A 19,297-nucleotide genomic window follows, 5' to 3' on the forward strand; every position below is an offset into this window, starting at 1 on the left:
TTCCAAAGGCGGAAGGGAGAGAACCGTGTACCTGACTCAGGGGCTGCACCGCTCACTCCAGCAGAACCCGAACGCGCCCGCCACGATCTGCGGCAAGAGGGTGCGCACGTTCGCCGAGCAATCCGACCGGGTTGCCCGGCTGGCCGGAGCGCTCCGGGAGCTGGGAGTGGTCGACGGCGAGAGGGTAGGCATCCTGTCGCACAACTCCGACAGATACCTCGAGGCGCTCCTGGCTGTGCCGTGGGCCAACGGCGTGATCAACCCGGTCAACTTCCGCTGGAGCGCGGCCGAGATGATCTACGCGCTCGCGGAGTCCGAAACCGAGATCCTCTTGGTCGATGACACGTTCGCCCCGATGGTTGCCGCATTGCGCCCGGGCTACGAGGGCCTGCGTGCCGTGATCTACCTGGGCGACGGGCCGCCGCCGCTCGACGACGCCCTCGGCTGCGAAGATCTGATCGCCGGGACCGCGCCGCTCGCCGACTCGATGCGCGGCGGCCACGCGCTCGCCGGCCTGTTCTACACCGGTGGCACGACGGGGTTCCCGAAGGGGGTCATGCTCAGCCACGCCAACATCCTGACCTCCGCGTTCGGCAGCCAGGCCACCTGCCCCTTCGTCGTTCCACACGGGCGTACGTTGCACGTCGCGCCGATGTTCCACCTCGCCGACCTCGCGATGTGGGTGGCTCAGTTGATGCTCGGGGGCACGCACGTGGTGCTTCCCGCCTTCGATCCACCCACGGTCATGGCAGCCATCGACGAACACCGCGTCACCAATGTCGTCCTGGTGCCCAGCATGATCCAGATGCTGGTGGACCACCCGGAGCTGGCGCGACACGACCTGTCGAGCGTGCGTGTCATCGTCTACGGCGCCGAGCCGATCACCGAGGTTCTGCTCGAGCGGGCGATGAACGCCTTCCCCCGAGCGGACTTCGTGCAGTGCTACGGCATGACCGAACTCGCTCCGGTGGCCACGATGCTGTCGGGGGAAGACCATCGCCAGGGATCACGGTTGCGTTCGGCCGGTCGCGTCGCGGCGCACGCCGAGGTGCGTGTGGTCGACCAGGAGGACAACGAGGTGCCACGCGGCACGGCCGGCGAGATCGTCGTGCGCGGTGACCACGTGATGCTCGGGTACTGGAAAAAGCCCGAAGTGACGGCCATGGCGTTGCGCGACGGATGGATGCACACCGGCGACGGCGGCTACATGGACGACGAGGGCTACCTCTTCATCGCCGACAGGATCAAGGACATGATCATCTCCGGAGGCGAGAACGTCTACGCGGCCGAGGTCGAGAACGCCGTCGTCAAGCACCCGGCCGTCGCCGCGTGTGCCGTCATCGGGATCCCGGATGACCGCTGGGGCGAGCGGGTGCACGCGGTCGTGGTGCTCAAACCCGGTGCGCGGACGCCGACCGCCGAGGCGATCCGCGGGCACGCCAAGGGGCTGATAGCGGGATACAAGGCGCCGCGCAGCGTGGAGTTCGTCGACGCTCTCCCGACCTCCGGGACGGGCAAGATCGACAAGCGCGTGCTGAGCGCGCCGTACCGGCCCGACGCGGCCACGAAAGGCACATGATGACTTCAAGCGGGGACGTTTTCGTTCTGGGCATCGCAAGTACACCCGCCGGCCGCTTTCCCGGCCAAACGTTCTTCGACCTGTGCCGCAACGCGGTCATCGGGGCCGGCAACGACGCCGGCTTCACCGCGTTGCCCGTCGAGCGCGTGTGGTTTTCGAGCGTGTTGATGGACTTCTGGGGCCAGCGTGCGTGCCGCGGCCAAGAAGTCCTCACCCCGCTGTCCGATGAAGGCGTGCTGCCGCACGGTCTGTGCATCCAGAACGTGGAAGCCGGATGCGCCAGCGGGACGATGGCGTTCTTCGGGGCCGTGAGCGACGTCCTGTCCGGCGAAGCAGAGGTCGCGCTCGCTGTCGGCGCCGAGAAAATGAACCATCCGACACGGCCACGGCAAGACATCCTCGCATGGATCGAAGGCACCGCGGGCCAGCTTGACCCGGAATACTTCTACGCCCCGCATCGCAAGCTCGCCGCCGAACTCGACGTGAGCTTCGATCCCGGCGAAGAAGGCCGGTCGGTCGCCATGGACGTCTACGCCCTGTGGGCCCAGGCGCACAAACAGGCCTTCGGGACCACAGACCAGCAGATCGCCGCCGCGGCCGCGAAGAATCACACCAACGCCGTGAACAACCCCCGGGCCCAGTACCGCTTCCCGATGACCATCGAGGAGGTCCTCGCCGACAGAATGGTCACCCAGCCGCTCACCCGTGCCATGTGTGCCCCGACGGGTGACGCGGCAGCAGCCGTCCTGGTGTGCTCACGCGCGTACCTGGAATCACAACCCCGCGCCGTGCGCGAGCGTGCGCTGCCGATTCTCGGACACGCCGCCTGCGGTGGCCGGCGATGGTCGTTGTTCGAGGATGACCGCTCGGCCGCCCGAGCAGCCGAACGCGCCTACAAAAAGGCAGGCATCGGGCCGTCGGACCTGGACCTGGTGGAGCTGCACGACGCCACTTCGATAGCGGAAATCCTTCTCGTCGAGGACCTGGGCCTCTGCGCCCGAGGGCAGGGCGGACCATTCACGAAATCAGGCGCGACGGCACCGGACGGCACGATCCCGGTCAATACGTCGGGAGGTCTCGTGTCCCGCGGTCATCCGATCGGCGCATCGGGAATCATGATGCTCAACGAGGTCGCCTTGCAGCTGCGTGGCGAAGCCGAGGCGCTGCAACTGCCCCGGGCGCGGGTCGGGCTCGCGGAGAACGGCGGCGGGATCATCGGTCACGACAACGCCGTCTCCGCGGTGACGATTCTCGGCGCTCCCTCGTGAACGACGGTGTGAGGGCGCGCGGCCGGGCGATCGTGGCCGGTGCGGGCATAGTCGGGTTGAGTACCGCGCTGTCGCTGCGCCGGGCGGGCTTCGAGGTCGCGGTTCGAGAACGGGCACCGCAGGTCAGGCAGACCGGTGCCGGGCTCGGAATCTGGCAGCACACGATCACCGAGCTCGAACGTCTCGGGCTCGGTCCACGGCTGTCCGAGATCAAGGCCGAACTCAGTTTCGACCGCTTTCGCGACCCCTCCGGTGCCGTGCTGGACGTAGGCGACATGCCGCCGGGGCGGGTGGTGCACCGCCGACGGCTCGGCGCGCTACTCGTCTCCGCCGTCGGCGAAGAGAATATCCGCACCGGCAGGGAAGTAGTCGACTACACCGAAGACGAGGCCGGCATCGTTGTGCACTACGCGGGTGGTGACCAGGAGCGAGCGGATCTGCTCGTCGGCGCCGACGGCCTGAACTCCCGAGTGCGCAGGAGGCTCATTCCGGGCTCGGAGAGCCACTACGACGAAGAGGGCCACCATGTTTGGCGGGCGGTACTGCCGTTCGACGGGGATCTCGGCGATGGCTACCCGACTATCGGGCACCACCGCACCCGCGGCACGGTCATGCGGCTCGCCGACGGTTCCTGCTTCTGGGTGCTGGCCCAGTTCGGTGTCACCGGCGAGTTCGCCGGAAGCCCCAAACAGGAAGCCGTTGCGAGGGTTGAGAACCTGCACGACGGACCTGCCCGGTGCGTGCTGCGCGAGGTCGTCCTGGCCACCCCGGAAGATTCGGTTCTGGACAACCAGGTCGCCGTGGTACCGGAGATCCCACGCTGGAAGAGCAACCGTGTCGTGCTCGCCGGGGACGCCGCACACGCCATGTCCCCGCACATCGGATCAGGTGCCTCACTGGGCATCGAGGACGCGTATGTGCTCGGCGACCGGCTCGGCCGAACCGATATCGCCTCGGCACTGGACAGCTACCAAACCGATCGCATGGCCCGATATCGGCAGGTGCGCCGGCACGCCAAGGCCATGGCCACCGCGCCGACCCCGGCGTCCTACGTGGAACTCTTCTCCCGCTACTTGAACTGGTTGAACAACACCGCAGCATGATGAACGGGAAGCAGATCCGAGGGCGGGGAGCGTCACGTATCAAGCGGAGCCGGTGTGTCCCCGATGAAGCGGAGTCCGGCACAAGCCGAGCGGGATACCCGGCAGCCCGTCCGCTCCGGCGCTGCTCGTCTGGCCGCGGTACACCGCCCGGCGACGGTCGGGCCGTGAACCCGTGCGCGCCCCCGTGCGGACGAGGGCAGGAACCTCAGGCCGGTACCGGCGAAGTCTCCGCCGGCTCGGGCGAGAAGCGCGGTAGGTGCTTGCCGAGGGTGTCGGCCAGTTCCTGGCCTTGGCGGACCAGGTCCTCGCGGTAGGCGATGACGGTGTTCCAGTACAGGCAAAGGGTGCCGTGGCGGGTGTCGCCGTGGCACACCGGCATGCCCAGCCAGCTGTGGAATCCTTCGGAGACGACGAGGTCGGTCGCGGATCGGAAGATCGGATCGGTCTGAGCGTCGGCCACGAAGATGTGCTGGTTGTGTTTGACGATGTTGGGGAGGACGACTCCCTCGGTCTGGCCTTTGATCAGGATCTCCTCGACGTAGCGAGACGAGAGACCGCGCCAGCGCATCGTGGACGGTGACGGGGACAGCGTCGGATCAGCGGCCCAGACGTTCCCGGCGGACACGTGGACCCGGTCGGCGCCCAGCGACGCGGTGGCCACGTCGCAGGCGAGGTCGAGCAGTTCGGCCATGCTGCCGGCCCGGGACGCCTGCTCGTCGAACTGCTTGACGTGGTCCGACCGACCGGCGGTGCCGAGGGTGATCGTCTCGACGACGTGCGTCGAGAGTGACTCCTCGATTCCAGGTACCTGCTCGACGTGGCGGACGTAGAACTCGAGAGCCTCGCTGTCGGATTCGAACGACGCCAGGACGATCAGCTCGTAGGCCCCTGTCGTCAGGTGGACCTCGTCGACCTGGGGCATCGACGCCAGACGGTCGGCCACGGCGAACCGCTGGCCCGACTCGACCCGCACCAGGACGATGAGCCGCGACGGCGCCGGGAGGTTCATGGTGGCTCCGACCCGCATGCCGTCGCGCTCGATCAGCCGGCGGATCCGCTGGCGCACGGTCTTCTCCGACACGCCGACCTGGGCGGCTACCTCGAGGTTGGACATGCGCCCGTTCTCGGCCAGCAGTCCGAAGATCCTCTTGTCCAACGGGTCGAGTTCGGGCACGTGAACCTCCTTGACTTCGACACGGTAGCGTACCGGCCTCCGAATATCGACCATCGATGGTCGATATTCGGCGATCAAGTGTCAAGACGCGGTCTTCCAGCGGCAACGCCCATTGCCGGCCCGGACGGCCGTCCGCGATCTCGTCCCCACCCCGCCTTGCGACCAGCCGCACCAGCTTGCGGAACTGGCCCGGCGCCAGCCCGGTGAACGGGGCAATCCACTCCGGCCGCGACGCTGTGATCACCTGCACCACACCGACATGATCGACTACCGGCCCGGCCAGCCCGACACCGGGTTACGAGACATCCCTTAGACCGCTGCGCCGGCGTCAGTGGCCGTGGTGTGGAACGTCTCTTCGTACTCGGCCGGAGGAATGTTCCCGCAGAACGAATGTAGCCGTTCGGTGTTGTACCAGGCAACCCATTCCATGGTGGCCAGTGTCACGTCCGTTGTGTTCTCCCATTCTCCTCGGTAGTCGATGAGCTCCTTCTTATAGAGACTGTTGAGCGATTCGGCTGCGGCATTGTCGTAGGAGTCTCCTGTGCTGCCGACCGAACGTGCCGCACCGATCTGATCAAGCCGTTCGGCGTAGCGAATGGATGTATATTGAACGCCTCTATCGGAATGATGAACAAGACCGTCAATGCCACCTTCGGTGTCGCCTGCGCGTGCCCAGATCGCCATTTCCAGGGCGTCGAGTGCGAGATCGGCGCCCAGATGGTCAGCGACCTGCCAGCCCACGATCCGGCGGGAGCACAGGTCCTGAACGAACGCGGTGTACACCCAGCCGGCCGTGGTGGCGACGTAGGTGATGTCGGCGACCCACCGCTGGTCCGGCGCGTCCGCGGTGAAGTCACGTTCCAGCAGGTCACATGGCCTGTCCGTGCCCGGGATGGTGGTCCGTGGCCGCCGACGGGACGCGGTCACCCCGCTGATGCCCAGCTCGCGCATCAGCCGCTCGACCGTGCACCGCGCCACCTCGACACCCTCCCAACAGAGCTGGCCCCAGACCTTCCGTGCCCCGTACAGGCCACGGCCCGGCCCACGCCACACCCGCAGAATCTCCTTCTTCAGCCATTCGTCCCGGACCGCACGAGCCGACGGGGCCGACTCCCGTTTCTTCGCCGCCCAATACGTCGACGGCGACACCTCCAACACGGCACAGACCGGCTCAACACCGAACTGATCCCGGTGGGTATCGATGAACTCGACTAGCGCGGCGGTTTCGGGTCGAGTTCCCGGGCGAAAAACGCCGACGCGGCCTTCAGGATCTCGTTCGCCCGCCGCAGCTCACGATTCTCCCGCTCCAGCTCAGCGATCCGCTGGATATCACTTGTCGACGTACCGGCTCGTTTCCCGCCATCGACCTCGGCTTGCCGCACCCAGGTCCGCAACGCCTCCCGATGCACACCGAGCTGGTCGGCGACCCGAGCGATCACACCCGTCCGCTCGCCCTGCTCACGTAGCTCAAAGACCATCCGGACGGCACGTTCCCGCAGCTCAGACGAGTATTTCCTCGGTGGTGCCATAGCTCCTCACCCTTCCAGGTATCAGAGCCTCCAACCAACCCGGGGCGATCCACTTCCAGATTCTGACCAAGCCGTCCCAGGTTACCAACCGCAGGCCGCGCGACCGTCGCTGCCGCCCTCGTCGCCAGTGCGCACGGTTAGCGGGCGGCCGGCCCCCGCTCTATGTCGCCGAGCGGTGATTCGCGGCCGGTCAGCCGGCCTCGCGGGCGAATCGGGCCGGTGAGCGGCCTACAGTTCTGGTGAAGGCGGTGCTGAACGCGCTGGCCGAGCCATATCCGGTGGCGAGCGCGATGTCGCCGATCGATTGCCGGCCGGAGCGGAGCGCATCGCGGGCGACGGCCATCCGCCAGTGGAGCACATACATCATGGGTGGTTGACCGACCAGGACATTGAACCGTTCCGAGAAAGCGGAGCGGGACATGTGCGCCTCGGCTGCCATTGAGGACACCGACCAGCCCTGACCGATGTCGGCGTGAAAGGCGTGCAGCGCCGGGGCGATCTGTGGGTCCATCAGCCCGGCGAGCATGCCGTGCTGCTGCTCCAGAAGCAGTTCGGGCGACCGCATAAGTTCAATCAGCACGATCTCCAGCAATCGGGACAATACAGCCTCCTGGCCGGGTGGGGCGTCGAGGGCTTCCGCGTCGATCAGCGCGAAGACACCGTTCAGTCGAGTACTGGACTCGCTCGCGCGCAGGTGCAAGACCGGGGACAGAAAAGCAGTAAGCATTTCGATGTTTGTCGAATCAAACTGGAAGTGCCCGGCGAGCATCCGGACCAGCTCAGGGTCGCTCTCGTCCGAGCGCTCCGGGCTCATCTCCGCGAAGACTTTCTCGAAGTCGACGATCTCGGCCGCCTCGTTCCCGCCGCGCAGCAGCCACGTAGAAGGCCTGGTCAGCAACAGGTAGTCGCCGGCCTCCAGGCTTCTCTCACCGGCGCCGGGCAGGTCGAAGCGGCAGCGCCCACTGACGAGGCGGCCGAAGACCACGCCCTCGGTGGCCGGGAATCGCCACGCCCAGTCACCGCGTCCGGTGACCCGCTTCCACACCAGGGCGCGCGGCCGAAGCATGTCGACGAGCTGATTCAGCGGATCCACCTAGCACCCCTCCGGGCTGGACGATCTGTAATTAATCGCGGACTCCCAACTATAGATCGTCTGACCTGTGGTTTCTAGACTCAGAAACAGTCGATCTCTAGAGGAGGCCTTCATGGCAAGGACCGCATTCATCACCGGCAGCTCCACCGGCTTCGGCAAGGCCACGGCGGTCGCTTTCTGCGACGCCGGCTGGAACGTCGTCGCCACCATGCGTAACCCGCAGGACTGGGACCGCGAGCCCTCGGACCGGCTGTTGCCGATCGCGCTCGACGTGACCGAGCCGACGTCGATCCGGTCAGCCTTCGAGGCCGGCGTCGCCGCTTTTGCGCGAGTGGACGCCGTCATCAACATTGCTGGCATCGCCGCGTTCTCGGTCTTCGAGACGACGCCGGACAAGGTGGTCCGCCTGCTGTTCGAGACGAACCTGTTCGGCCCGCTGGAGCTGATGCGGGTGGCGATCCCGCACCTGCGGGAACACGGAGGCGGACACATCGTGAACCTGACCTCGGCGTCGTCGATCGTGCCCGAACCGCTGATGGCCGCCTACAACGCGAGCAAGGCCGCGTTGGACAACTTCTCCGAGACCGTACGCCTGGAGCTGGCGCCGCAGAACATCGAAGTCAAAATCATCGAGCCTGGCTTTGTGCCGACCACGGCCTTGGTGCCAAAGTTGTACGCCTCCGCGCCGACGCTGGACATCCCTCCGGCCTACGCCGCGTACGTGCAGCAGCGGATGAACTTCTTCGCGCAGCACGCCGCCGAACCCCCGGTCCCCCTGCCCACCGCGGAGGACGTCGCGCAGGCCATCCTGGCATCGGTGAACGACGACGCCCGCCGACTGCGTTGGGTGGTCGGCGAGGACCAGAACGAGCGGATGAGGATGAAGTGGAGCACCTCCGAGCCCGAGTACACCGCTTGGTCCTGGCGCGAGTTCGGCCCAGCCTTGTGAGCAACGCCTGCCCGGCGGACCGCTGACTTCCCTGTCCGCCGGCCGCGCGGACGGCATATGCCTGTCTCGCTTGTGTTTAGCATGCGATTTAGACTCCGGTGCATTTCGAGGTGGTCAGGAAGTGCGACGACCCCGTGCCTGGAGGTAGTCGAAAAGGCGCCCGCTGGGCGCGTCATGGACTTGATCCATGTGTGCGGTCCGCGTACAGGGATGCACTGGCCTTCCCGATCCCCACCTGACGCGATCACGCCGCGCCTTCTCACTCAACGCTCATCACGACGGTCTCGGCGAGGAGGTCTCGGAGCAGTGCTTCACCCTGAGGCCAGGGACCGAAGCCGGCCTCGGGGTTGACGTGGTCGGCGTCGCCGAGGTCGACGAACCGTGCACCCCACTGTTCGGCCAGCCGGCGGGACCAGCCGATCGCTGCCCAGGGGTCGGTGCTGCTGGCCGTGAGGACAGCCGGGAACGGCAGCGGGTTCGCCGCGGACGGACCGAAACCGGCGATCGGCGCGCCGTGGGTTGCCGAGTAGTCGATATCGGGCGGTGCCACCAATAGCGCCGCCCGGACCTGATCGGCGTGTCGGTGAGCCCAATGGGCGACGGTGTGACAGCCGAGGCTGTGGGCGACCAGCACGATCGGCCCTGTCGTCCGCTGGACGGTGTCGTGCAGTTCGGCGACCCACTCATCCCGCTCCGGTCGTTCCCAGTGCCGGTGCTCGACCCGGACGGCGCCGCGCAGGTCCCGGTGCCAGTGGGACTGCCAGTGACCACGCCCGGAACCACCCAAGCCCGGCACGATGATCAAGTTCTCCACGGCGGAGACGATAGCGCCTCCGACCGTATCCGAACCGGTCAGGCCGGGGCGTCCGCCAGCTGGGCGCGGGGGCGTCGACGTACAGCGGAGGGCGCTGCCCATGCGTGCAAGTCATGCCCCAGCCGCAGGGCGTCACGTGGCTGGGTCGGTCGGCGACTTCGTTGCGAAGACGTCGGCCACCGTGGCCACGATCGCGCGAACCTGCGGTTGCCGTGCCAGCCAGGTGGGCAGGGCGAATCCGGGGTCGGAAAGCGGCGCCCATGGCCAGCCGGGAAGCAGCCGTTCCGCACTCGGGCGGGTCAGCAGCGCGGCGACGGCGTCGCTCGCGGTGACGCAGGCGAGTGCGTTCTCGGTGAACCAGGCGAACACCCAATCAGGGCGCACTTCGAGTGCCTCCGCCGCGCTCAGGACCCGGTCGTGCTCGGCGGTCACCTGGTCACGGCTGTGCGCGAGGACCCGCACCCCGTCCAGGTCGGCGAGCGGGCAACGAGTCCGGCCGGCCAACGGGTGGTCAGGCCGGATCGCGACGCCGAACGGCTGCTCGTAGAGCAATCGCGCCGTGAACGGCGGTGCCGGACGTTGGTGGGTGAGGGCGAGGTCAAGGTGGCCTTCCCGCAACATGCGCACCTGGTCGGCGCTGCTGGCGTCGGTGAAGGAGACCGCCGCTTCGGGGACGCGGTCGCGGAGCGTGCGCAGCACCTGCTCGAGCCACGCCACGGGCGCGCCCGGCGGCAGCCCGACGCGGACGATCTCCTTGGCCGGGCCGGCCGACCGGACGACCTCCCGGGTCGCGTCGGCCAGCCGTAGCACGAGCCGGGCGTGTTCGTGCAGAGCCAGGGCCGCCGGCGTCGGACTGACGCCGGCGGGCACGCGGTCGAACAGGGGAGCGTGCACGAAGCGTTCGAGCTGACGAAGCTGGCGGGTCAGCGCCGGCTGCGAGATGCGCAGGTGTTCGGCCGCACGCGAGATCGAGCGGTGCTCGAAGATCGCGACGAAGTACCGCAGCTGCCGCAGCTCCATGGGTGGCCATACCTTTGCGTTATACCCTGCCTGCCCGAATGATATTGGCGCCGTCCCCACCGCGCATCGTGTACTGGCTGGACACGAGGAAGGGCAGGCGATGAGCAAGTCGTACGACGTCGTTGTCGTCGGGGGCGGCGCGGGCGGTATCGGGGCGGCGGTGGGCGCCGCACGGACCGGGGCCAGGGCGCTCCTGGTGGAGCAGTACCCGTTTCTGGGCGGGGCGGCCACGACCAGCTCGGTGCTGACCTACTGCGGGTTCTTCGATCAGCGAGGCGAGCGCGTGGTCGCCGGGGTGGGCGAGCAGGTGCTCCGGCAGCTGCGAGGCCTCGGCGCGTACGAGGAAAAGACCATGGGCTGGACCGGCAACCGCATCGTTCTGCTCGACACCGAGGCGACCAAGCTGGCGTGCGACACCGTCACCGCCGCGGCCGGGGTCGACGTGCTCCTGCACACCACACTCATCGGCGCGCGTCGTGAAGACGGCAGGGTGGCCGAAGTCGAGCTGCACCATCGGGGTGGCCGCGAGAAGGTGACCGCGCCGGCCTTCGTCGACGCGAGCGGCGACGGCGCGCTCCTGGCGGCGGCGGACGCCGGTGTACGGGTGGAGCCGGTCGAGCGCCGGCAGACCAGCACGCTGGTCTGCCGCTTTGGCGGTGTCGGCCGGGACGCGGACCTTTCGCGCGAGGGTCTGCGGGCCGCGATCGCCGCCTACCACCAGAACACCGGCGTGGAGCTGGCCAGGGACTACGGCATCGCGGTGCACCTGCCGCTCACCGGCGAAGTCATCGCCCTGCTGGTCGATGCGCAGGTCGATGTGCTCGACGCGGCCGCGCTCAGCCGGGACGAGGCCGGCGCGCGCCGCCAGGCGTGGCTCTACCTGGACGCGCTGCGCAAGCACCTGCCCGGCTGGTCCGGCGCGTACCTGATCGAGACCGGACCCCAGATGGGCATCCGGGAAAGCCGGCACCTCGCCGGCCGGGACACGCTCACCGGTTCCGACGTACTCGGTGCGCGCAAGCGGCCCGAGGTTTCGATCGCCCGGTGTGGCTGGCCGATCGAGGACCACGCGGGTCCCGGCGTCACCCGCTACACCGAGCTGGCCGGGCGCGGCTGGTACGACGTGCCCTACGACACGATCTGCTCGGCCGGCACCGGCAACGTGTGGGGTGTAGGCCGTCTGACCAGTGCCGACGCTCAGGCCTACGCTTCCGTGCGCGTGATGGGTACGGCCTTCGCCACCGGGCATGCCGCCGGCGTCGCGGGCGCGCAGTACGCCGGCGGGACGCCGCACGACGTGGGCGCCGTCCGCGCGGAACTTCTCCGCCAGGACGCGATCGTCTGACCACATTCTTCGCGATTGGAGACTCGACGATGAGTTCCGCAGCACCCTCTCCCTACCGCTGGGTCGTCCTGCTGTTGTGCTGGGCGAGCTTCACGATGACCTCGGTGGACCGTTCGACCTGGGGGCCGGCCTCCGCCGCGGTGAGTGACTCCCTGCACGTCCCCTTGGCGGCGCTCGGCATCTTCGCGACCTGCTACTACATCGGCTATGTCGTGTCGAACGCGGCGGGTGGGTTCCTGACCGACTGGCTCGGCAGCCGCGTAGTGCTCGGTACGAGCCTGCTGGCGGCAGGCTCGCTGATGATCGTGTTCGGCTCGACCACCTCGATCCCGCTCGGGCTGACCGTGCAGGGTCTGGTCGGTCTCTTCGCCGGAGTGGAGTTCTCCGCCGGGATGAAACTCATCACGATCTGGCTCCCGGAAAGCGAACTCGGCCGGGCGAGCGGGATCTTCATGACGGCGACCTCGCTGGGCACCGTCATCGCCAACGCTGTCGTGCCGACCCTGATCGAGCACGCGGACTGGCACGCCTCCTACCACCTGTTCGGGGGAGTGACGGTGGTTCTGGCTCTTCTGTGCGCGGTCTTCCTGCGCGACGGCGCAGCCCGGGCCGACAGCGCCGGGCGTGCGCTGCCCGACATCCGGCCGCTGCTGCACAACCGGAATCTGCTGTTGCTCGGTCTGGCCGGCTTCGGTGGCCTTTGGGGTACCTACGGCTTCGTCACGTGGTCCAACACCCTGATGATCAAGGGCAGCCACATCTCCCCGGTCGACGCCGGAATCGTCGTGGTGATCTTCTCCGCCGTCGCCGTCGCCGTCGGCGTGAAGCCGGTGGTCGGGTGGCTCACCGACGGGCTCGGCTTCGGGATGCGGCTGCCGATCATGGTGATCTTGGTGCTGTTCACCGCCACACTGCTGGTGTTCGGGGCATTGCGCAGCTACACCGCCTTCCTGGTGGTCGCGCCCGTCCTCGGGATCACGGCTTACGCCTACAGCCCGCTCACCGCGGCGATGATCCCGAAACCCGCCGGCGGCCGGCTCACCGGCTCGGCGGCGGGAACGGTCAACGCGATCTGGCAACTGGGGAGTGTCCTGGTGCCCGCCGCGGTCGGCCCGGTCTTCCACGCTTCGGGCTCCTTCCACGCCGCGTTCGCGGTGCTGGCGATCGGTCCGCTGCTGGGCGCCCTCGCCGTCCTCGGCGTGCGGGATGACCGTCCACAAAGGTCCTCCGCGGTGGACGTTCCCGACCGCGGTCTTCGTGCGGGGGCCTCGTCGGCCGGCGGGCCCACCGCTTGACGACTCGCCGGTCATCGACGCCACCGTCGCCGACAGCCGCGTCGCGCTCAGCAAGCACTGGATCGCCGAGGGGAGAACGTCTGTGCAGGGTCACCGGGAGCTGTCACCGGCGGTGGTAAAGGCCGTTGGCTTCCCCGTGCAGGCGGCACAGGCCGAGCAGCGCGTCGATGTTCGGCGAGGGCACGCCCAGCGCGGCGCCGATCTCGCGGACGGAGGTGAGCAAGGCGTCGAGTTCGATGGGCCGTCCGGCCTCGGCGTCCTGCAGCATCGAGGGCTTGAACGAGCCGAGGCGGGCGGTCGATTCGAGCCGTTCGTCGGCGGACTGGTCGATCCCCAGTCCGATGGCGCGGCCGATCGCATTCGCTTCGGTCACGCACCGGGCGACAAAATCGCGGGCGAGGGGGTCACCGAGGATGCGGTCCACCGGCATCCGCGTCAGGACCGAAGCCGGGTTGAGGGACACGTTGCCGTACAGCTTGAACCAGATGTCCCGGCGGATGTCCGGGCTGACCTCGACGTCGAACCCTGCCTCGCGGAGATCGGACCGGAGTGCGCCTGCGTGGGCCGCCCGGGAAGCCGGATCCGCGGCTCCGATGACGATGCGGTTGCCCGAGGTCCGCACGATTTCTCCCGGCGCCGGCGTGAACCCGCTGAGGTGGATCGCGGCCCCGATGACCCGTCGCGCGGGAAACGCCGAGGCGAGCCGGCCGCCCGGATCGACCGAGTGCAGCCGGTGATCGCGCATGCGGCCGCCGAACCCGTCGAAGAACCACCACGGCACCCCGTTCATCGCGGTCACGATCGACCTGTGCGCCGGCAACCCCGCCGCGAGGTCGTCGGCGATCGCGGGCAACGCGGTGGTCTTGACCGCGACGACGACACAATCGGCCGGGGGCAGGTCCGTGAGCCGTTCGGCGACCTCGATCGGTTGCCACGCGATCGGCGCCCCGCGGTTCTCGCGCAGGCCGATCCCGCGCTCACGGATCGCGGCCAGGGTGTCGTTGCGCGCCACTCCGCTCACGGTGGCGCCCGCCCGCGCCAGGCGGGCCGCGATCTGCCCGCCGATCGCCCCGAGCCCGTAGATGCAGTACCGCATGCTCTCCTTTCCCAGCCCGTCGGCGGCGCACTTTCCGGCCACAGCCTTTTCCGAAGGCTAGGGGCAGCCGGTGGTGGGTCACCAACAACGGCCCGTTGTGAGAGCGCGCAACCCATTGTCGACCCGGTACGGCGTGCAGTGCCGTCACCGGACTCGCACGCCCGGGAGGGACGATGGCTGTGACCGAGCACAAAGGATCTCTCCGTGTTCCCCGTGACCTCGACACCCGTCTGGTCCGCACGTTCACGATGGTCGCCCGCGAGATGAGCTTCACGAAAGCCGCCGGTGTGCTCGGCCTGACCCAACAGGGCGTCAGCAGCCACATCCGGCGCCTGGAAGAGCTGGTCGGCCGTCCGCTGTTCGAGCGCAACCGGTCGCTCGTTCGGCTCACCGAGCAGGGAACGTCGCTGCTCGCCCACGCCCGGGCGCTGGTGGCCGCGACGGACGACTTCTTCGGCTACTCCGACGCCGGAGCCTCGCACGTCCGGGTCGCCGAGATCCAGGGCAGGCGGATGATGCAGGACTGCTGGCCGGTATTCCGGCGGCAGCACCCCGAGTCGCAGGTGGACTTCTACGACATGCTGAGCTCGGAGCAGGTCAAAGCGGTGCAGGACGGCCGTCTCGACGTGGGCATGGGCCGGCTGGCCGAAATCAACCCCGCGCTCGGTTCGGCTCCACTGCGGCTGGATCCCGTGCTGGCGCGCGACGTCCGGGACCCGGGTCCGCTCGCCTTGCGCACCAGCCGGCTGGGGGTCACCGGCATCTCCGGTGGCAGGGTCCACAGCTGGATCAGGTTCTGCGACGAACTGGCCGCCGCCTACGACGTGGAATTCGAGAAGATCCCGCACGACAACACGATGGTCGAAGCCATCGGCCGTGGCCAGATGGCCGGTGAGATCCCGCCGATCCTGGCCATGGCGGGAACGCGCGACAGGCCTGGTGCCGAATACTTCCATTTCGAGACGTTGACGGACGTTCAGCCGTACTTCCCGTGGCGGATCTTCTGGCGGAAGAACGAATCGAGGCGCGAGGTGCACGGGTTCGTCGCGGCCGCGAGGCAGGTCGCGCGTGAGCAGAAATGGCTGCGACTGCTACCGCGCGACGTGGAAACCTGGATACCGCCGGACGGCGAAGAGCATTTGACATCAGCCTGAATGGTGCTCGCCAGACGCTGGTTCGGCGTCACAAAAAGTCGTTGTCACGTTACGTGAATCTGTTGTGTGACATCACTCGTGAAGGCCGGGTAGCCTGGCTGGACCGGCGACGATGCCGGTCATCATCCGGAAGATTCGAGAACGCGATGACCAAACCTCAAAGCGCTTCCGTGACCAGGGACGTGCCGGCCGCCTTCGATGGAAAAGGATATCGGCGCGTATTGATCTCGAGCTTCATCGGCTCGACCGTGGAGTTCTATGATTTCCTGCTTTACGGCACGGCGGCGGCGCTCGTGTTCGGTCCGCTGTTCTTCCCTAGGCTCGGTTCGGCGGCGGCGCTGACGATTTCCTTCGCGACTTTCGCGGCGGGGTATCTCTCGAGGCCGCTCGGCGCGGTGGTGTTCGGACGGCTCGGCGACCGGATCGGCCGCAAGTCGACACTGGTGATCACGATGTCGATCATGGGGGGAGCGTCGACGCTCATCGGGGTGCTGCCGACGGCGGCCCAGATCGGTGTCGCGGCACCGCTGCTCCTGCTTGCGCTGCGGATTCTGCAGGGGATCGCGGTCGGCGGCGAATGGGGCGGAGCGGCCTTGATGGCGCTCGAGCACGCACCGGAAAAGGATCGTGGCTTCGCGGCGTCGGCGGCCAACATGGGGGCTCCCGCGGGCGGGCTGCTCGGCACTCTCGCGTTCGCCGCCGTCGCGTTGCTGCCGGCACCGCAGCTGATGGCGTGGGGCTGGCGGATCCCTTTTCTGCTCTCCGCGGTGCTCGTCGGTTTTGCGCTCTACGTCAGGGTCCGGGTTTCCGAGAGCCCCTTGTTCGTCGCGGCCCGGGAACGCGCCGAGAAGTCGGCGACCGGACAGCGGTCGCCCATCCTGGTCGTGTTTCGCCGTTACCCCGGGCACGTCGCGGTCGCGACGCTCGCCTCGCTCGCCACGTTCCTCTACGCGATCTTCATGGCCACCTTCGGCGTGACGATCGCCCGGTCCGCGGGTCTTTCCGCGACCACGGTCCTGGCTTGCACGGCACTGGCCTCGTTCGTCCACGTCTTCGCCATCGGCTTCTACGCGCGGCTGTCCGACCGGGTGGGGCGCAAGCGGGTACTGCTCACCGGATGCGTGCTCAGCTTCGTGTTCGCGTTCCCGCTGCTGATGCTGCTCAGCAGCGGCCGGCCGCTGCTGGTGCTGGCGGGTTACCTGCTCGGCAGCCCGATCATCCAAGGCTGCCTGCTGGGGCCGCTGGCGGCGTACATCTCTGAACGGTTCGCCACCGAGTCCCGCTACACCGGAGCGAGCGTCAGCTACCAGTTCGGCAGTTTCCTGGGCAGCTTCACGCCGATGGTGTGTGCGCTCCTGTGGAGTGCCGGCCAACGCAGTTTCGGCAACGCCGGCTGGACCCAGTTCACGTTCGTCGGGCTGTTCCTCGTGGGCGTGACAGCGGTGAGCGCGGCAGTGATCGCGTCGTCGCGGGAAACGCTCGGAAGCGCTCTCTGAAAAGGACGAAATGAAGATCACCAGTGTCGACGTCATGGTCCTGCACCCCCGGGGCACGGGTAACACGTGGCGGCCCGTCGTCTGCCGGGTCAACACCGACCAGGGAATCCACGGGTACGGCGAAGCGGCGATGGCCTACGGGATCGGATCTTCCGGGGCGTTCGGCATGGTCAAGGATCTCGCGGGCCTGGTCATCGGCATGGACCCCCTGGCGAACGAGGTCATCTGGGACAAGCTCTACAAAGAGTCGTTCTGGGGCCAGAACGGAGGTGTCACGGTCTTCGCCGGCATCAGCGCCATCGACGTGGCGCTCTGGGACATCAAGGGCAAGTACTTCGACGTGCCGGTGCACCAGCTCCTCGGCGGTAAGCGCCGGGACCGGCTGCGCAGCTACGCCAGCCAGCTGCAACTGGGCTGGGGCCAGGAGTTCGGCCGGGCCGGCCGGACCGCCGACTACGTCGACGCCTGCGACCGGGCCGCGGCCGAAGGCTACGACGCGGTGAAGATCGACTTCCTCACGTTCAGCCGGGAAGGGGTCCGCTTCCGGCCGGAACAAGGCACCCGGCTCCTCGGCCCCGCCACCCTCGACCTCGTCGAAGAACGGATCGCGGCCGCGCGCGAAACCCTGGGAGCCGGCCGCGACCTCATCGTCGAGGCGCACTCGTTCACCGACGTGGCCTCCGCGATCCAGATCGGCAAACGAGCGGAAAAGTACGGCATCTTCTACTACGAGGAGCCGACCACGCCACATCCCCGATTGCACAAGCGGGTGGCCGAGGCCGTCGACATCCCCCTGGCCAGCGGCGAACGCATCGTCGGGCGCTGGGACTACGCGCCCTACCTCGAAGAAGGGATCCTCGGCGTCATCCAGCCGGATCTCGGAACCTGTGGCGGGCTGACCGAGGCCAAGAAGATCTGCGACATGGCGGCCACCTACGACGTCGGCGTCCAGGCTCACGTCTGTGGCACGCCGTTGTCCACGGCGGCGGCGCTGCAGATCGAGTCGGTCCTGCCGAACTTCACCATCCACGAGCACCACGTCGCCAACCGCACGCCGTGGAACAAGGAGCTGTGCGTCCACGACTACCAGCCCGTCAACGGCTACATCTCGGTGCCCGACCTCCCGGGCATCGGCAACGAACTGTCCGATTTCGCGCTCGAGACCGCGCACATCGAATCGGTGACCGAGTCCCGCGAGTGGCTGTAACGTCGAGGAGCAAACCCGTGAGCAGGCAAGCGTCGATCCATGGTGGAGACACGAAATGCGCATGACCGCGGCGGTGACCGAGTCGAAAGGCGCGGCTTTCACGCTGGCCGAGCTGGAACTCGACGAACCCCGGCGGAACGAGGTGATCGTCCGGCTCGTGGGCTCCGGAGTGTGCCACACCGACCTGGCGGTGCGCGACCAGCGGCGTCCCGTGCCGCTGCCCGCGGTACTCGGCCACGAGGGCGCCGGGATCGTCGAAACCGTCGGGGCGGACGTCACCTCCGTCTCGGCCGGCGACCACGTGGTGCTCACCTTCAGCTCCTGCGGCACCTGCCGGATGTGCATCCGAGGGCGATCCGCTTACTGCGACCACTTCGTGGCCTGCAATTTCGCCGGTGGCCGCGCCGACGGCAGCACTACCCTGCACCGGGAAGCGGGCGACGTCCACGGAGTTTTCTTCGGACAGTCGGCCTTCGCAACCCACGCCTTGGCGACCGAGCGCAACATCGTGAAGGTGGCACCGGAGGCACCGCTGGAACTGCTCGGCCCGCTGGGGTGCGGCGTCCAGACGGGCGCGGGCGCCGTGCTCAACGCCCTGCGGCCGCCGGCGGGCAGCAGCATCGCCGTCTTCGGCGCCGGGTCGGTCGGCCTCAGTGCGGTCATGGCGGCGATCGTCGCGGGGTGTACGACCATCGTGGCCGTCGACCTCAACGAACAGCGCCTGGAACTGGCACGGGAGCTGGGCGCGACGCACGTCATCAACGGTGCCGACGACGAGGCGGTCGACCGCCTCCGCCGGCTCACCGGCGGTGCGGGCCTCGACTACACGCTGGACACCACCGGTGTCCCGCACGTGCTCCGGCGCGCGGTCAGCGCCCTCAACCGGGGCGGGACCTGCGGTCTCGTCGGCAGTTCCGCGCCCGGCACCGAGGTGACCCTGGACATGCCGAGCTTGCTGTTCGGACGGACCGTGCGCGGCATCATCGAGGGCGACAGCGTTCCGCAGCTGGTCATTCCGGCGCTCGTCGATCTCCACCGGCAGGGGCGGTTTCCGCTCGACAAGCTGATCACGACCTACCCCTTCGAGGACATCAACCGGGCCGTCGAGGACGCGGAGAACGGCCTCATCGTCAAACCCGTCCTCACCTACGCCTGACCCACGCCCGGTCTGCGCG

Annotated in this window: 16 protein-coding genes and 1 pseudogene; 10 read left to right on the top strand and 7 right to left on the bottom strand. The window is 68.1% G+C overall.

The window, feature by feature from the left end:
- Positions 1-25: 25 nt before the first annotated feature.
- Genes OG371_RS27480 through OG371_RS27490 form a run of 3 tightly spaced genes read left to right on the top strand, consistent with a single transcriptional unit; the run spans position 26 to position 3,950 of the window.
- Positions 26-1,579, top strand: coding sequence for an acyl-CoA synthetase (locus OG371_RS27480; RefSeq protein ID WP_329058097.1), 1,554 nt, complete (start codon positions 26-28; stop codon positions 1,577-1,579).
- A complete protein-coding gene (locus OG371_RS27485) occupies positions 1,576-2,847 on the top strand; it encodes a thiolase family protein (RefSeq protein WP_329058098.1) in 1,272 nt (423 codons plus the stop codon). The genes OG371_RS27480 and OG371_RS27485 overlap by 4 nt, the downstream gene beginning before the upstream one ends.
- Entirely contained in the window at positions 2,844-3,950 is a 1,107-nt protein-coding gene (locus OG371_RS27490; RefSeq protein ID WP_329058099.1) for an FAD-dependent oxidoreductase, read from the top strand. The genes OG371_RS27485 and OG371_RS27490 overlap by 4 nt, the downstream gene beginning before the upstream one ends.
- 205 nt (positions 3,951-4,155) lie before the next feature.
- Here OG371_RS27490 and OG371_RS27495 read toward each other — a convergent pair whose 3' ends face one another.
- From OG371_RS27495 to OG371_RS27510, 4 genes and pseudogenes are all read right to left on the bottom strand, one after another.
- Positions 4,156-5,124 carry an AsnC family transcriptional regulator gene (locus OG371_RS27495; protein ID WP_329058100.1) on the bottom strand — a complete coding sequence of 323 codons (969 nt, stop codon included), beginning with the start codon at positions 5,122-5,124 and terminating at the stop codon, positions 4,156-4,158.
- Positions 5,125-5,206: 82 nt separating this feature from the next.
- Positions 5,207-5,374 (bottom strand): annotated as a pseudogene (locus tag OG371_RS27500) (IS5/IS1182 family transposase); the annotation flags it as partial.
- A gap of 59 nt (positions 5,375-5,433) precedes the next feature.
- A protein-coding gene (locus OG371_RS27505; RefSeq protein WP_329058101.1) for an IS3 family transposase occupies positions 5,434-6,653 on the bottom strand; the annotation gives its coding sequence in 2 pieces (ribosomal slippage) (positions 5,434-6,371 and positions 6,371-6,653; 1,221 coding nt in all).
- Between the two features lie 190 nt (positions 6,654-6,843).
- Complete coding sequence (locus OG371_RS27510; protein ID WP_329058102.1) at positions 6,844-7,746, bottom strand: AraC family transcriptional regulator; 903 nt, start codon at positions 7,744-7,746, stop codon at positions 6,844-6,846.
- A 112-nt stretch (positions 7,747-7,858) separates the two neighbouring features.
- Here OG371_RS27510 and OG371_RS27515 point away from each other — a divergent pair, with 112 nt between their 5' ends.
- Positions 7,859-8,695: an SDR family oxidoreductase gene (locus tag OG371_RS27515; protein ID WP_329058103.1), complete on the top strand. Its 837-nt coding sequence runs from the start codon at positions 7,859-7,861 to the stop codon at positions 8,693-8,695.
- Positions 8,696-8,954: 259 nt separating this feature from the next.
- Here the strand turns inward: OG371_RS27515 and OG371_RS27520 are convergent, their stop codons facing one another.
- Entirely contained in the window at positions 8,955-9,611 is a 657-nt protein-coding gene (locus tag OG371_RS27520) for an RBBP9/YdeN family alpha/beta hydrolase (protein WP_329058104.1), read from the bottom strand.
- Between the two features lie 30 nt (positions 9,612-9,641).
- Positions 9,642-10,529 carry a LysR family transcriptional regulator gene (locus tag OG371_RS27525; RefSeq protein WP_329058105.1) on the bottom strand — a complete coding sequence of 296 codons (888 nt, stop codon included), beginning with the start codon at positions 10,527-10,529 and terminating at the stop codon, positions 9,642-9,644.
- A gap of 100 nt (positions 10,530-10,629) precedes the next feature.
- Between OG371_RS27525 and OG371_RS27530 the strand changes: the two genes are divergently transcribed.
- Both OG371_RS27530 and OG371_RS27535 read left to right on the top strand, forming a co-directional pair.
- Positions 10,630-11,874 (top strand): FAD-dependent oxidoreductase, encoded by a 1,245-nt coding sequence (locus OG371_RS27530; RefSeq protein WP_329058106.1) that lies wholly within the window; start codon positions 10,630-10,632, stop codon positions 11,872-11,874.
- Positions 11,875-11,903: 29 nt separating this feature from the next.
- The gene (locus OG371_RS27535) at positions 11,904-13,169 is read left to right on the top strand and encodes an MFS transporter (RefSeq protein ID WP_329058107.1); all 1,266 of its coding nucleotides are present in this window, start codon (positions 11,904-11,906) and stop codon (positions 13,167-13,169) included.
- A 103-nt stretch (positions 13,170-13,272) separates the two neighbouring features.
- Here OG371_RS27535 and OG371_RS27540 read toward each other — a convergent pair whose 3' ends face one another.
- Positions 13,273-14,265 (bottom strand): ketopantoate reductase family protein, encoded by a 993-nt coding sequence (locus OG371_RS27540; RefSeq protein ID WP_329058108.1) that lies wholly within the window; start codon positions 14,263-14,265, stop codon positions 13,273-13,275.
- Positions 14,266-14,438: 173 nt separating this feature from the next.
- On the opposite strand from OG371_RS27540, the gene OG371_RS27545 reads away from it, so the two are divergent.
- From OG371_RS27545 to OG371_RS27560, 4 genes are all read left to right on the top strand, one after another.
- Positions 14,439-15,419 carry a LysR family transcriptional regulator gene (locus OG371_RS27545; RefSeq protein ID WP_329058110.1) on the top strand — a complete coding sequence of 327 codons (981 nt, stop codon included), beginning with the start codon at positions 14,439-14,441 and terminating at the stop codon, positions 15,417-15,419.
- Positions 15,420-15,589: 170 nt separating this feature from the next.
- A complete protein-coding gene (locus OG371_RS27550) occupies positions 15,590-16,915 on the top strand; it encodes an MFS transporter (protein ID WP_329058111.1) in 1,326 nt (441 codons plus the stop codon).
- Between the two features lie 10 nt (positions 16,916-16,925).
- Positions 16,926-18,122: a mandelate racemase/muconate lactonizing enzyme family protein gene (locus OG371_RS27555; RefSeq protein WP_329058112.1), complete on the top strand. Its 1,197-nt coding sequence runs from the start codon at positions 16,926-16,928 to the stop codon at positions 18,120-18,122.
- Positions 18,123-18,177: 55 nt separating this feature from the next.
- Positions 18,178-19,278: an NAD(P)-dependent alcohol dehydrogenase gene (locus tag OG371_RS27560; RefSeq protein WP_329058113.1), complete on the top strand. Its 1,101-nt coding sequence runs from the start codon at positions 18,178-18,180 to the stop codon at positions 19,276-19,278.
- Positions 19,279-19,297: the final 19 nt, after the last annotated feature.

Origin of the sequence: Amycolatopsis sp. NBC_01480, from assembly GCF_036227205.1 — a bacterium.
In the GTDB taxonomy this organism is placed as follows: Bacteria; Actinomycetota; Actinomycetes; order Mycobacteriales; family Pseudonocardiaceae; genus Amycolatopsis.

What these genes read in the sequence shown, in the direction of transcription:
- OG371_RS27545 (WP_329058110.1), top strand. Translation starts at nt 14,439, where the DNA reads ATGGCTGTGACCGAGCACAAAGGATCTCTCCGTGTTCCCCGTGACCTC.
- OG371_RS27555 (WP_329058112.1), top strand. Translation starts at nt 16,926, where the DNA reads ATGAAGATCACCAGTGTCGACGTCATGGTCCTGCACCCCCGGGGCACG.
- OG371_RS27560 (WP_329058113.1), top strand. Translation starts at nt 18,178, where the DNA reads ATGCGCATGACCGCGGCGGTGACCGAGTCGAAAGGCGCGGCTTTCACG.
- OG371_RS27525 (WP_329058105.1), bottom strand. Translation starts at nt 10,529, where the DNA reads ATGGAGCTGCGGCAGCTGCGGTACTTCGTCGCGATCTTCGAGCACCGC.
- OG371_RS27540 (WP_329058108.1), bottom strand. Translation starts at nt 14,265, where the DNA reads ATGCGGTACTGCATCTACGGGCTCGGGGCGATCGGCGGGCAGATCGCG.
- OG371_RS27535 (WP_329058107.1), top strand. Translation starts at nt 11,904, where the DNA reads ATGAGTTCCGCAGCACCCTCTCCCTACCGCTGGGTCGTCCTGCTGTTG.
- OG371_RS27530 (WP_329058106.1), top strand. Translation starts at nt 10,630, where the DNA reads ATGAGCAAGTCGTACGACGTCGTTGTCGTCGGGGGCGGCGCGGGCGGT.
- OG371_RS27485 (WP_329058098.1), top strand. Translation starts at nt 1,576, where the DNA reads ATGATGACTTCAAGCGGGGACGTTTTCGTTCTGGGCATCGCAAGTACA.
- OG371_RS27515 (WP_329058103.1), top strand. Translation starts at nt 7,859, where the DNA reads ATGGCAAGGACCGCATTCATCACCGGCAGCTCCACCGGCTTCGGCAAG.
- OG371_RS27520 (WP_329058104.1), bottom strand. Translation starts at nt 9,611, where the DNA reads ATGGGCAGCGCCCTCCGCTGTACGTCGACGCCCCCGCGCCCAGCTGGC.